The organism is Pseudarthrobacter sp. PvP004, from assembly GCF_017876035.1.
Lineage (GTDB): Bacteria > Actinomycetota > Actinomycetes > Actinomycetales > Micrococcaceae > Arthrobacter > Arthrobacter aurescens_A.
Genome location: NZ_JAGINL010000001.1, coordinates 994150 through 1007506, shown reverse-complemented (window position 1 = coordinate 1007506; position 13357 = coordinate 994150). Strand labels below are relative to the sequence as shown.

Genomic DNA, 13357 nt, shown 5'->3' with positions numbered 1-13357 from the left:
CACGGTGTTTCGCCACCATGAGGATTGCGTGCTTTGCGTCACGGAGGCCGCCGGGGTGTGACATACAACGCCCCTCGGGCCCCGCGGCTACGCATCGCGACGCCGCGAAAGCTAGAGTGGCCATGAGCGCTACGGCTGCAGGGCGATCGCCCCGGGAATTTCCACAAGCAGCCAAGCGCTCACAAGACCTGCCCGGCGCATCCGACCGGGCTGTTGAAACAGAGATGTCGCACACGACGCGTTCACGACGGGCAGTTACCCTGCCGGACTTGAGGCGGCGATGCATGCGCCTAAAGGAAGGTTGGACGTGGCTGCAGGAGAAGAGACCTCACACATCCTCAGCGGGTTGACTGCCCAGCTGCCTGATCGTGATCCGGAAGAGACCGCGGAGTGGATTGAGTCCCTTGATGCGTTGATCGCGGAGCAGGGTACCGAGCGTGCTCAGTACATTATGCGTTCGTTGTTGCAGCGTGCCGGTGCCAGGTCGGTGGGTGTGCCGATGGTGACGACCACTGATTATGTGAACACGATCCCGGTGGACCAGGAAGCTCAGTTCCCGGGCAACGAGGAGTTCGAGCGCCGGTACCGGGCGTACATGCGGTGGAACGCCGCGGTGATGGTCCACCGTGCGCAGCGTTCCGATATCGGTGTCGGCGGGCATATTTCCACCTATGCCGGTGCTGCGACGTTGTATGAGGTGGGCTTTAATCACTTCTTCCGCGGCAAGGACCACCCCTCGGGCGGGGACCAGGTGTTCTTCCAGGGCCACGCGTCCCCGGGCATGTACGCCAGGGCGTTCATGGAAGGCCGCCTCACGGAAGAGGATCTGGACGGGTTCCGTCAGGAAAAGTCCAAGGCCGGTCATGCCCTGTCCTCGTACCCGCACCCGCGGTTGATGCCGGACTTCTGGGAATTCCCCACCGTGTCCATGGGTATCGGCCCGATGAACGCGATCTACCAGGCCCAGTCCAACCGGTACCTGCAGAACCGTGGCATCAAAGACACCTCGGACCAGCAGGTCTGGGCGTTCCTCGGTGACGGGGAAATGGACGAGCCCGAATCCCGTGGCCTGCTCCAGCTCGCCGCGAACGAGAACCTGGACAACCTGAACTTCGTGATCAACTGCAACCTCCAGCGCCTGGACGGACCGGTCCGCGGCAACGGCAAGATCATGCAGGAACTCGAGGCGTTCTTCCGCGGTGCGGGCTGGAACGTGATCAAGGTCGTCTGGGGCCGCGAATGGGACTCGCTCCTGGAAGCGGACACCGACGGGGCGTTGGTGAAAATCATGAACGAAACCCCCGATGGTGACTACCAGACCTACAAGGCCGAGTCCGGCGGGTTCGTCCGTGAACACTTCTTCGGCAAGTCCCCGCAGACCAAGGACATGGTCGCGGACCTGGACGACGAACAGATCTGGGGTCTGAAGCGCGGCGGTCACGACTACCGCAAGGTCTACGCCGCGTACAAGGCAGCGACCGAGTTCAAGGGCAAACCCACCGTGATCCTGGCCAAAACGGTCAAGGGCTACGGCCTGGGCCCGCACTTCGAGGGCCGCAACGCGACCCACCAGATGAAGAAACTGACCATGGAAGACCTCAAAGCCTTCCGTGACCACCTGCGCATCCCCATCAGCGATGACCAGCTCGACGCGGACCTCTACCGGCCCCCGTACTACCACCCCGGCATGGACGCCCCCGAAATCAAATACCTGATGGAACGCCGGGCAGAACTTGGCGGGTTCGTGCCCGAACGCCGCCGCAAACACACCGAGGTGGTGTTGCCCGAGGCGAAGTCCTACGAGGTCGCAAAACGCGGATCCGGGAAACAACAAGCCGCCACCACCATGGCCTTCGTGAGGCTCCTCAAAGACCTCATGCGGGACAAAAACTTCGGTGCCCGGTTCGTGCCCGTCGTCCCGGACGAATCCCGGACCTTCGGCATGGACGCGTTCTTCCCGACCGCGAAAATCTACAACCCCAAAGGCCAGAACTACCTCTCCGTGGACCGCGACCTCGTCCTGGCCTACAAAGAATCACCCGCCGGGCAACTGATCCACCCCGGCATCAACGAAGCCGGCGCCGTCGCAGCCTTCACCGCCGCCGGCACCGCGTACGCCACCCACGGCGAACCCCTGGTCCCGATCTACGTGTTCTACTCCATGTTCGGCTTCCAACGCACCGGAGATTCCTTCTGGGCCGCCGCGGACCAAATGACCCGCGGCTTCATCATCGGCGCCACCGCAGGACGAACCACCCTCACCGGCGAAGGACTCCAACACGCCGACGGGCACTCCCCCATCCTGGCCTCCACCAACCCCGCCGTGAAAACCTACGACCCCGCCTACGGCTACGAAATCGGCCACATCATCCGCCACGGCCTCGAAGAGATGTACGGACCCGACAGTACTGACGGCACCGGTGAAGACCGCAACGTGATGTACTACCTCACCGTCTACAACGAGCCCATCACCCAACCCGCCGAACCCGACAACCTCGACATCAACGGACTCCTCAAAGGCATCTACAAACTCGCAGACGCCCCCGAAAGCACCGGGAACGGGAACCGGCCCACCGCGACCATCCTCGCCTCCGGCGTCTCCGTCCCCTGGGCCCTCGAAGCACAACGCATCCTCAACGAAGACTGGAACGTCGCCGCCGAAGTCTGGTCCGTGACCTCCTGGAACGAACTCCGCCGCGACGGACTCGCCGCCGAAGAACACGCCTTCCTCAACCCCGGCCAACCCGCCCGCACCCCGTTCATCACCGAACAACTCAAAGACACCAACGGACCCGTCATCGCCGTGTCCGACTACATGAAAGCCGTCCCCGACCAAATCCGCCAATTCATCCCCAACGACTTCGCCTCCCTCGGAGCAGACGGCTTCGGCTTCTCCGACACCCGCCAAGCCGCACGCCGCTACTTCAAAAACGACACCCACTCCATCGTCGCCAAAACCCTCCAACTCCTCGCCGCCAAGGGAGAAGTTGAAGCTGGTGCGCTGGAAAAGGCGATCGAAAAGTACCGGCTCCTGGATGTAAACGCCGGCACCACCGGCGGAGCAGGCGGCGACGCATAACAAACTGCGGGCAAGCCCCACAGGAACAGCAGTATCCGCGACGGCGGCTTTCACCGAAAGGTGAGGGCCGCCGTCGGGCTTTAACCTGGCTGGGACATGCATCCCAAGGACGTGATCAGCAACAACACGAGTTGTAGCCTTCTCACAAATGGAGCTTGCCGGGGATGGGCCGTATGCTCGTTCCATGGCAGAGCCGAGCAAAACAACCACCAAGCGCAAGGCAGCACCCCAGGCATTGTCACCCGAAAAGGCCGAGACACTGCGGCAACTCCGCGCCAACGTGGGCCAACTATCCACAAGCACCATGAGGCAACTCGAGAAATCGCTGCCTTGGTATGGCCGCCTGAGCTCGGATGAACGCTCGGCCTTGGGCCTGGTGGCCCAGAACGGCATTGCCGCCTTCGTGACGTGGTATGAGCGGCCCAGTTCTCCGTCGTGGATCCTCACAGACGTCTTCGGAAACGCTCCTACCGAACTGACCCGCTCCATCAGCCTGCAAAAGGCGCTGCAACTGATCCGCATCGTGGTGGAAGTCGTCGAGGACCAGGTTCCCGTGATCGCTCCGGAGTCGGACCAGCCTTCCCTCCGCGAAGCGGTGCTGCGCTATTCGAGGGAGGTAGCCTTCGCGGCCGCCGATGTGTACGCGAGGGCCGCGGAATCCCGCGGATCCTGGGACACGCGCTTGGAAGCACTGATCGTTGACGCCATTCTGCGAGGCGAAAACACTGATGCCTTGAGGTCCAGAATCGCGGCCCTCGGCTGGAAAGCCCAAGAGCGTTTCACGGTAATGGTGGGAAATTCGCCCTCGGAGCCAAGCGCCAGCTATGTCAGCGAACTACGCCGCACCGCCGGGCGGTTCGCCGAGGACGCACTGGTGGGAATCCAGGGTGACAGGCTCATATTGATCCTTGGCGGCTTACAGGACCGCGACACAGCTTACGTCAAGCTCAGCGAGCTTTTTGCCCCGGGAGCCGTGGTTTATGGTCCGGAAGCAGGCTCACTCCTGGAGGCGAGCAGTTCCGCCCAAGCCGCCTTCGCGGGGCTCACTGCGGCCCGTGCATGGCCTTCCGCGCCCCGACCTGTTGCTGCCGACGACCTCCTGCCCGAACGTGTTGTTTCCGGTGATGACGCCGCGCGCCGCTCCCTGATCAAGAACATCTACAGGCCCCTCCTGGCGGCTTCAAATGGCTTGGTGGAGACCTTGGGAACGTACTTGGAGCTGGGCCATTCGTTGGAGGCTACGGCGCGCGAACTGTTCGTCCATGCCAACACCGTGCGCTACCGTTTGAAGCGTGTCTGCGATGTGACAGGCTGGGATCCGCTCCTCCCCAGGGAGGCGTTTGTGTTGCAAACGGCGTTGGTAGTGGGTCGTCTTTCGGCCCAACCGAAAGCCGCCCCGGAACGTCACGCGTCACGTTCACAGAACTGAACCGTTGTAGACTTCCTACAAACTGACCCAGTGAGCTTGGTGTACCAAAACACCAGTGGATCACGTGGCAATTTGGAAAGCTGGATACGTGCTTGCAATCGTCTGCCCTGGACAGGGCTCCCAGACCCCCGGATTTTTGGCCCCTTGGCTGGAACTCCCCTCCGTCGAAGGCCAATTGGCCGCACTGAGCGAAATCGCAGGCATTGACCTCAAGGCCCACGGAACCACCTCGGATGAAGAGACCATCAAGGACACTGCCGTAGCGCAGCCGCTGATCGTCGCTGCCGGCCTCGTTGCTGCCAAGTCCTTGTTCGATGTGGAACTCAGTACCCTTCCCGTCATCCTTGCCGGTCACTCCGTCGGCGAAATCACGGCCTCAGCCCTCGCGGGCGTCCTCACGGAGTCCGAGGCCATGACATTCGTTCGGGAACGCGCCAACAGCATGGCTGCAGCAGCTGCGGTGACGCCCACGGGCATGAGCGCAGTTGTGGGCGGAGACCCTGCCGAGGTCCTGGCGGCCATTGAGGCTGCAGGCGCCACTCCGGCCAATGTGAACGGGGCCGGACAAACCGTGGCCGCAGGCACGTTCGAACAGCTCAAGGCCTTGGCGGAAAACCCCCCGGCGAAGGCACGCGTCATACCCCTCAAGGTTGCCGGCGCCTTCCACACTTCCCACATGGCACCGGCAGTCAGCGCCCTTGAAGACCTCAAGCCGTCGCTGTCGCCGCAAAACCCGGCAGTTCCGCTGTTGTCGAACTATGACGGCAAGGAGGTCACGGCCGGGCCTGCCGCCGTCGAAAGCCTGATCGCACAGGTCTCACGCCCCGTCCGCTGGGATCAGTGCATGGAAACACTGGTTGAACGCGGCGTCACCGGCGTGATCGAGCTTGCCCCTGCAGGCACGCTCGCGGGGCTTGCCAAGCGCGGAATGCCCGGCGTGAAGACGGTTGCCGTCAAAACCCCGGAAGACCTCTCCGCGGCTCTCGCACTTTTCGCTGAATTGGAGGGACAGGCATGAGCACTCCCGTACTGAACAAGACTGCGGTCAACGAAAACGCCCGCATTCTGGGCATCGGCGCCTACCGCCCGGATGTCATCGTCACCAACGACGACGTCTGCCAGTGGATCGATTCCTCGGACGAGTGGATCCGCCAGCGCACCGGCATTATCACGCGTCACCGTGCAGCCGCAGATGTCAGCGTGATCGACATGGCTGAAGGCGCCGCACGTGAGGCACTCAAGCAGGCGGGAATTGAACCGTCCCAGCTGGGAGCCGTCATCGTGTCCACCGTGACACACCCTTACGCCACGCCGTCGGCTGCCGCTGCACTCACCGACCGTTTGGGCGCGACGCCGGCACCCGCCTTTGACATCTCTGCCGCCTGCGCGGGGTACTGCTACGGCGTGGCCCAGGCCGATGCCCTCGTCCGTTCAGGCGCCGCCGAGTACGTACTGGTGGTCGGCGCCGAGAAACTCTCGGACGTCATCGACAACCACGAGCGAACCATTTCGTTCCTCCTCGGCGACGGCGCCGGCGCCGTGGTGGTCGGCCCATCCGACACCCCCGGCATCGGACCTTCCGTGTGGGGATCCGACGGCAGCAAGTGGGATGCCATCGGCATGACCCACTCCCTGGAAGACGTCAAGAAGCTCGGCGAATCCGCCCGCCACTCGGACGAAATCGACGATCCCGCCATCCTTTCCGCGACCCAGGACGTCTGGCCGACGTTGCGCCAGGATGGTCAGACAGTGTTCCGCTGGGCCGTCTGGGAAATGGCAAAGGTAGCGCAGCAGGCATTGGATGCCGCAGGCATCGAAGCCAGCGACCTCGCTGCTTTTGTTCCCCACCAGGCCAACATGCGCATCATTGACGAGATGGTCAAGAAGCTCAAGCTTCCCGAATCTGTTGTCATCGGCCGCGACATCGCCCAGGCGGGAAACACCTCCGCGGCGTCCATTCCGCTGGCAACGCACCGCTTGCTTCAGGAGAATCCTGAACTGAGCGGCGGCCTGGCCCTGCAGATCGGCTTCGGTGCCGGTTTGGTCTTCGGCGCCCAGGTAGTGGTTCTGCCGTAGATCGGGACACGTCCCGGCTATCAGCCAACTGAATACGACTTACAAACCCAAGCCGCAACCCGCGGTTTGCCCCCTTTCCGGCAGTAGCCGGTACAACAAGAAAAGGAGCCAACAATGGCTAGCAACGAAGAGATCCTGGCCGGCCTGGCTGAAATCGTCAACGAAGAAACCGGCCTCGCCACCGAAGCCGTGGAGCTGGACAAGTCCTTCACCGAGGACCTGGACATCGACTCCATCTCGATGATGACCATCGTCGTCAACGCCGAAGAGAAGTTCGGCGTTCGCATCCCGGACGAAGAGGTCAAGAACCTCAAGACCGTCGGCGACGCCGTCAGCTTCATCGCTAACGCACAGGCCTAGTCCTGACACCTGCTGTGCCGGGCCGGGATTCCTATCCTTGAGCCCGGCACAGCCGCAGTAACCCATAGATTTTCTTGCCTCCCCGTGTGAACAGCGCATGTGGGACGGCTATCCGACAGAGAGTGATCGCATGGCACGCAAAGTAGTCATAACCGGTCTGGGGGCCACCACTCCCATCGGCGGCGACGTCCCCACAATGTGGCAGAACGCGCTGAAAGGGGTCTCCGGCGCCCGCACGCTCGGCGACGAGTGGGTGGCCAAGTACGACCTCCCCGTCCACTTTGCTGCCCGGTGCTCGACGCCGGCACTTGACGTCCTGAGCCGCGTTGAGGCAAAGCGCATGGACCCGTCCACACAGTTCGGCGTCATCGCAGCCCGTGAAGCCTGGTCAGACTCCGGGATCGAAGAAATCGATCACGACCGGCTCGCCGTAGCATTTGCCACAGGCATCGGCGGCGTCTGGACGCTCCTTGATGCTTGGGACACGCTCAGGGACAAGGGCCCGCGCCGGGTCCTGCCCATGACTGTTCCCATGCTCATGCCCAATGGCGTGGCAGCAGCTGTCAGCCTCGACCTCGGCGCCCGTGCCGGAGCGCACACTCCCGTATCGGCCTGTGCATCCGGCACCGAGGCCCTCCACCTCGGATTGGACTTGATCCGGTCCGGCAAAGCAGACGTTGTGGTGTGCGGTGGCGCTGAAGCCGCAATCCACCCGATGCCGTTGGCCGCCTTCTCCTCCATGCAGGCCTTGTCGCGCCGCAACGACGAGCCGGAGCGCGCCTCCCGCCCGTACGACATCGACCGCGACGGTTTTGTCATGGGTGAAGGTGCCGGTGCTCTGGTCCTCGAAGCCGAAGAGCACGCCATCGCCCGCGGCGCGCGCATCTACGCCGAGCTCGCTGGAACCTCGGTGACAGCGGACGCCTACCACATCACGGCACCGGACCCCGAGGGCTTGGGTGCCACCCGCGCACTGAAGGCCGCGATGTTCGATGGCCGGATCCAAGCGGAGGACGTGGTCCATGTCAACGCGCACGCCACCTCCACTCCTGTGGGCGATAAGCCCGAGTACACGGCCCTCCGTGCCGCCCTGGGGACCCATGTAGACAATGTGGCGGTCTCCGCCACGAAGTCGCAGATGGGCCACCTCCTGGGTGCTTCAGGGGCCGTTGAGGCTGTACTGACCGTACTGGCCGTCTACGAGCGCAAGGCGCCGGTCACTATCAACCTCGAAAACCAGGATCCCGAGATCCCCCTCGACGTTGTCACCTCCGTCCGTGACCTTCCCGCCGGCGACATCGTGGCGCTGAGCAACTCCTTCGGCTTCGGCGGTCACAATGCCGTCATCGCAGTCCGGAACGTCTAAGCGCGGTTAGGCAGTCGCCTCAATGAGACATAGGAAGGGCCCCACCAGCAGGTGGGGCCCTTCCTATTGCTATGGGGAAACGCTTAGGTCGGTGCTGTTACCCGACCTGGTGCAACCAGCGCACGGGCGCTCCTTCAGCTGCATGGCGGAAGGGCTCCAGTTCCTCGTCCCACGCTTCACCGAGCGCCAATGACAGCTCATGATAAACGGCCGAGGGGTCTCCTGCGCCGGATTCGTACGCGTAGCGGATGCGGTCCTCCGTCACCATGATGTTGCCGTGTACATCCGTGACGGCATGGAAGATACCCAACTCAGGGGTGTGCGACCAACGCGCTCCATCCACACCTTGGCTGGGTTCTTCGGTGACCTCGTAACGCAAATGAGCCCAGCCCCTCAGCGCCGAGGCCAATTGGGCTCCGGTACCGGGGGCCCCTGTCCACGACAACTCCGCCCTGAACATTCCCGGCGCAGCTGGCTGAGGGGTCCACTCAAGATCGGTTCGCTTATCCACGACCGATCCAATGGCCCATTCAACGTGCGGGCAAAGTGCCGTCGGGGCCGAGTGCACGAACAGGACACCGCGGGTTGTTGCAACAGACATTCCATCCTCCATAGCTGTAGGTACGTCTTCCCCAACGACCTCTGCCTGGATGTTTGCTGTTGCTGCCGGATGCCATGTAAATCACGTGGGCCCTGACAGGCTATTTAGTTTTCTTGGTACTAAAGACGATATTGGCACAGATTTAACCCTCAACCGTGAATTGAAGGTTTCCCCGTGGTGCTTTCATTTTGCCGTACGGTGCCCTTTTCCGCCAGTGCGGCTCTTGCGGGGTCATGCTCAGGCCCTCGGGTGCGCCTGCTGGTAGCTCTTCCGCAGACGATCGACCGATACATGGGTGTAGATCTGAGTGGTGGCCAGGCTGCTGTGACCAAGTATTTCCTGCACCGCCCGCAGGTCCGCTCCCCCGTCAAGCAGGTGAGTGGCCGCGCTGTGCCTGAGCGCGTGCGGTCCTGTGGCAGATGTGTCACCCAAAGCCTGCAGCAGCTCGCTGACCACCGCCCGGATTTGGCGCGGATCAACCCGGTTGCCACGCACGCCCAAGAACAAGGCCGGTCCGCTCGTGGCTCCCACAACGGCGGGACGGCCCCGCCTGAGCCAATCGTCCACGGCTACGGCTGCCGGAACGCCGAACGGAACAGTACGCTCCTTGTTGCCTTTACCCAGCACTCGTACAGTACGTCGATCGGGATCAAGGTCATCGATGTCCAGCCCCGCCAGTTCCCCCACGCGGACTCCCGTGGCATACAGGAGTTCCACCATCGCCCTATTGCGCAGAGCCATGGGCCCACCGTCAGCGGCCGCAGTGTTCAGATCATCCACCATCCGGGAGACCTGCTGCTGCTGTAGGACCCCTGGCAGGGACTTGTCCCGCTTGGGAGCCTGTAGACGGACGGCGGGGTCAGTCTCGATAAGTTCTTCCCGGAGCGCCCAGCCAGTGAACGACCTGGCGGTTGCAGCCCGGCGCGCCAAAGTGGCCCGTGCCATGCCAGCCTCACTTTGCGCCCCAAGCCAGCGCCGCAGGGAGCCTAACTCCAGTTGCCTGAGTTCTTGGACTCCCTCCTGCACCGCAAAGCCAAGGAGACTCTCAACATCGGACAGATAGGCACGGACTGTGTGCGCAGACCTTGCACATTCGCCCTCCAGGTAGCGTCGAAAGCCATCGACTGCCTTTTGAAGGGGTCCTGGAAGTAGTTGCGTGTCCACCCTTCCCACTGTGCCAGTCGCCGGTACAAAGTCGGCGTATCAACATGCTTTTCCTCTGCGTCTAGGCCTTTCCGGTCCGTTTCCACCCTCCGCGTTCCGAGCGCGCCAACCCCAGCAGCCCCAGCCGGCCAAGGCCCGCGCGCACGGCATCCGGACTCAGTCCCGCCACCACAGTCAGCTTCTCCACCGAGCTTGTGGACCTAAGAGGCAGAGCGTCCAAGAGAATGAGATCTTCCAAAGACAGGCCGTCGTGCACCGCAGCGGCGCCGGCGTCCTTTTCCTCACTGCCGGTTTCCCCGATGGCGCCGGCAAGCTCGGAAATCTCGCCGACGTCGGTGACGCAGACAGCTCCCCCGTCCCGGAGGAGGCGATGACAGCCGGCCGAGTTGGCACTATGTATTGATCCGGGAACAGTGGCAACAACCCTTCCGATGGCTTCAGCATGATGGGCTGTGTTGAGGGCTCCCGACCGCCAGCGTGCCTCAACCACAACCGTGACTGACGCCAAGGCCGCAATGATCCGGTTCCGTTGCAGGAATCTGTAACGCGTTGGAGCGGATCCTGGTGGCACCTCCGAGATGACAGCCCCCTGCGTGGCCACCGCCCGGAGCAGGTCCTCGTTGCCCGATGGGTAGAAGCGGTCCACGCCTCCAGCCATGACGGCGATGGTGGGCACGCCGGCCACCCCGCCGCTCAGAGCTCCCCGATGGGCATGGGCATCGATACCATAGGCTCCACCTGAAACCACGGTATATCCGCGTTGTGCCAGGCCATAGGCGAAGTCCCCCGTGACGGATGCTCCGTAGTTGGTACTGTCCCTCGAACCTACAAGGGCGATGGCTTGGCGGGCGGAGGGCAGCGGCTGCTCCTGTCCTCGCCACCACAAGCAAAGCGGCTCTTGGAGTCCAAGGTCTTCCAACTGCTCCGGCCACAAATCATCACCCGGGATGATCAAGCGTCCTCCGAGTCGACGAACGGTCTCCAAATCGCGGTCCGGCGCGAGGTCGGCGACACGCGGCGCCCAACGTCGAAGGCTGGCCGGGAGCCCGGCCCAAGACGATGGCCCTCCTCCGTCAGCAAGCAGGGAAGAGATCTCCCGTTCCAGGTCTGGACCTGTTCCCAGCTCCCCTGTTGCGATGCCCAGAGTATCCACGGCCCCTACTGCCCGCACCAATGCGAGGCCTACCGAATCCTGGGGCTCCATGAGGCGGGCCAGTGCTGCCCTGGCAATGCGTTCTTTGTCCTGCTTCCCCACTACAGCCACTGCTGTGAATCCCTTCGTGTCGGTACTGCTCATGTCGCGGCCGCCGCTTGGCGCAGGCCTAATGCTTGGCCAATGTGATCGATGTCCGGCGCATCGCAGTGCCCCAGATCTGCCAGCGTCCAAGCCAGCCTGAGGACGCGGTCGTAGCCGCGGGCAGTGAGGGTGCCACGTTCCAACGCAGTGTCCAGAATCCGGGTCGTTCCGGGAGACAACCGCAGTTCTCCCCGCAAGGTGCGCCCCGGAACCTGCGAATTTGTCTCGAGCCCCATGGCCAGCAAGCGCTCGAGTTGCCGTTGCCGGGCCGCCAGCACCCGTTCTGCGACAGTGTGGGTATCTTCTTCTTCGCCCGCATGGCCAAAGTCGGCCAATGACACCCGTTCGACCGGCAATTGAATATCCACGCGGTCCAACAATGGTCCTGAGATCCGTCCAAAATACCTGCGACGCATCATGGCAGTGCACGTACAGTCCATTCCCTTGCCGGAAGCTTTGCCGCATGGGCAGGGATTGGCGGCCAGTACCAGCTGGAACCGGGCAGGGTATGCCGCAGTCCCCGCCGAGCGGTGTATGACCAACTCTCCGCTCTCCAGGGGTTGCCGAAGGGCGTCCAGCACCCGGCGCTCATACTCTGGAGCTTCGTCAAGGAACAACACACCGCGATGTGCGCGCGAAGCGGCACCGGGCCGGGGAAGCCCTGAGCCGCCTCCGATGATGGCAGCGGCTGTGGCACTGTGGTGGGGATTCTCGAAAGGGGGCCTCCGCAGGAGCCGCACCGGAGAGGATTGGACTGCGGCCAACGAGTGGATGGCCGTGACCTCCATGGCCGCTGTATCAGCCAAATCCGGAAGCAAGCCCGGCAAGCGTTCCGCCAGCATGGTCTTGCCGGCACCCGGCGGCCCGGTCAGCAACATATGGTGGCCGCCAGCAGCAGCTACCTCCAGGGCACGGCGAGCCTCGCCCTGTCCGGACACATCGCAAAGGTCCGGCACGATGAGAGCATCATCGCTGTCTTCGCCCGGCTCGTCGACGTCCAGGGGGTCGTAATCGAGGGCGAGGTCCTTGGGATCCGCGCCAAAGTCGAAGGCAAGCCGGGCAAGGGTCTTGTAGCCGCGAACCTTCGCTCCCGGGACCAGTGACGCTTCCGCAGCGTTGGCTTCAGCCACCACAATGTCGGGGTAGCCTGCCTGAACAGCGGCCATTACGGCAGGAAGTATGCCACGTACCGGCCTCAATCTGCCGTCCAGGCCAAGCTCCGCGATGAACACAGTCCCGCCGATTTCACGGATGTCGTCCGCCGCTCGGAGCACAGCCATAGTGATGGCGAGATCGAATCCAGAGCCCCGCTTGGGGAGCGAGGCCGGAATAAGGTTGGCGGTGATTTTCCGTCTACTCAGGGGAATGCCGGAGTTCCGGGCGGCAGATCGGATACGTTCCTTGGCCTCGTTCAATGCCGCATCAGGCAACCCCAGGATGATGAAGTTGGGGAGCGTTTGGCCGATGTCGGCTTCTACTTCCACGATGTAGCCGTTGAGTCCGACGAGGGCAACGCAGTAACTGCGTCCGACCCCCATCAGCAAACACCCCGTAAATGCTCCAGCTGCGGCTCGACCACGCCGTTGACAATCACGGACACAACATCGATGCGCCTTCGCGGGGCATTGAGTTGGTGCTGCCGGCACCACGATGACGAGAGCCGGTGAAGACGCGCCAGCTTGGCTGCATCCACCGCCTCAAAAGGATGCCCGTAGTCCAAACTCTTACGGGTCTTCACTTCGGCAACAACCAGGGTGTCGCCGTCGATCGCCACGATGTCGATCTCGCCGTCCGGGCACCGCCAATTACGATCGACGATCCGCATTCCCTGGTTCTCCAGAAAATCGGCCGCCAGCGCTTCGCCGCTTCGGCCAAGCAGGTCTTTTGCTCTCATGACCACCACCTCCGCTCACCAGCTTTCAGGCTGGCGGAGTGCAGCGGCAGAGCGTTACGACGCTATGTGGGTAAACCTGCCCATATCAGTG

General features: G+C 63.0%; 11 protein-coding genes. 6 read left to right on the top strand and 5 right to left on the bottom strand.

Annotated features, from left to right (window positions below; all coding sequences use genetic code 11):
- The first annotated feature begins 280 nt into the window (after positions 1–280).
- From aceE to J3A64_RS04535, 6 genes are all read left to right on the top strand, one after another.
- Positions 281–3079, top strand: coding sequence for a pyruvate dehydrogenase (acetyl-transferring), homodimeric type (aceE, locus tag J3A64_RS04560; RefSeq protein ID WP_210063707.1), 2799 nt, complete (start codon positions 281–283; stop codon positions 3077–3079).
- Positions 3080–3263: 184 nt separating this feature from the next.
- Complete coding sequence (locus J3A64_RS04555; RefSeq protein ID WP_014922072.1) at positions 3264–4508, top strand: CdaR family transcriptional regulator; 1245 nt, start codon at positions 3264–3266, stop codon at positions 4506–4508.
- Between the two features lie 88 nt (positions 4509–4596).
- Positions 4597–5526: an ACP S-malonyltransferase gene (locus tag J3A64_RS04550; RefSeq protein WP_187329881.1), complete on the top strand. Its 930-nt coding sequence runs from the start codon at positions 4597–4599 to the stop codon at positions 5524–5526.
- On the top strand, positions 5523–6584 hold the full coding sequence (locus J3A64_RS04545; RefSeq protein WP_011775107.1) for a beta-ketoacyl-ACP synthase III: 1062 nt from the start codon (positions 5523–5525) through the stop codon (positions 6582–6584). The genes J3A64_RS04550 and J3A64_RS04545 overlap by 4 nt, the downstream gene beginning before the upstream one ends.
- A 114-nt stretch (positions 6585–6698) precedes the next feature.
- A complete protein-coding gene (locus J3A64_RS04540; RefSeq protein WP_011692310.1) occupies positions 6699–6944 on the top strand; it encodes an acyl carrier protein in 246 nt (81 codons plus the stop codon).
- Between the two features lie 130 nt (positions 6945–7074).
- On the top strand, positions 7075–8310 hold the full coding sequence (locus tag J3A64_RS04535) for a beta-ketoacyl synthase (RefSeq protein WP_043806151.1): 1236 nt from the start codon (positions 7075–7077) through the stop codon (positions 8308–8310).
- Positions 8311–8407: 97 nt separating this feature from the next.
- Here J3A64_RS04535 and J3A64_RS04530 read toward each other — a convergent pair whose 3' ends face one another.
- The 5 genes from J3A64_RS04530 to J3A64_RS04510 all read right to left on the bottom strand — a co-directional run bounded on the left by J3A64_RS04530 (position 8408) and on the right by J3A64_RS04510 (position 13275).
- A complete protein-coding gene (locus J3A64_RS04530; protein WP_018776197.1) occupies positions 8408–8911 on the bottom strand; it encodes a DUF3145 domain-containing protein in 504 nt (167 codons plus the stop codon).
- 237 nt (positions 8912–9148) lie between these two features.
- Entirely contained in the window at positions 9149–10075 is a 927-nt protein-coding gene (locus J3A64_RS04525; RefSeq protein WP_187329882.1) for a tyrosine recombinase XerC, read from the bottom strand.
- Between the two features lie 61 nt (positions 10076–10136).
- The gene (dprA, locus tag J3A64_RS04520) at positions 10137–11372 is read right to left on the bottom strand and encodes a DNA-processing protein DprA (protein ID WP_210063706.1); all 1236 of its coding nucleotides are present in this window, start codon (positions 11370–11372) and stop codon (positions 10137–10139) included.
- Positions 11369–12910, bottom strand: coding sequence for a YifB family Mg chelatase-like AAA ATPase (locus tag J3A64_RS04515; RefSeq protein WP_014922075.1), 1542 nt, complete (start codon positions 12908–12910; stop codon positions 11369–11371). The genes dprA and J3A64_RS04515 overlap by 4 nt, the downstream gene beginning before the upstream one ends.
- Positions 12910–13275: a YraN family protein gene (locus tag J3A64_RS04510; protein WP_210063705.1), complete on the bottom strand. Its 366-nt coding sequence runs from the start codon at positions 13273–13275 to the stop codon at positions 12910–12912. The genes J3A64_RS04515 and J3A64_RS04510 overlap by 1 nt, the downstream gene beginning before the upstream one ends.
- Between the last annotated feature and the right edge of the window lie 82 nt (positions 13276–13357).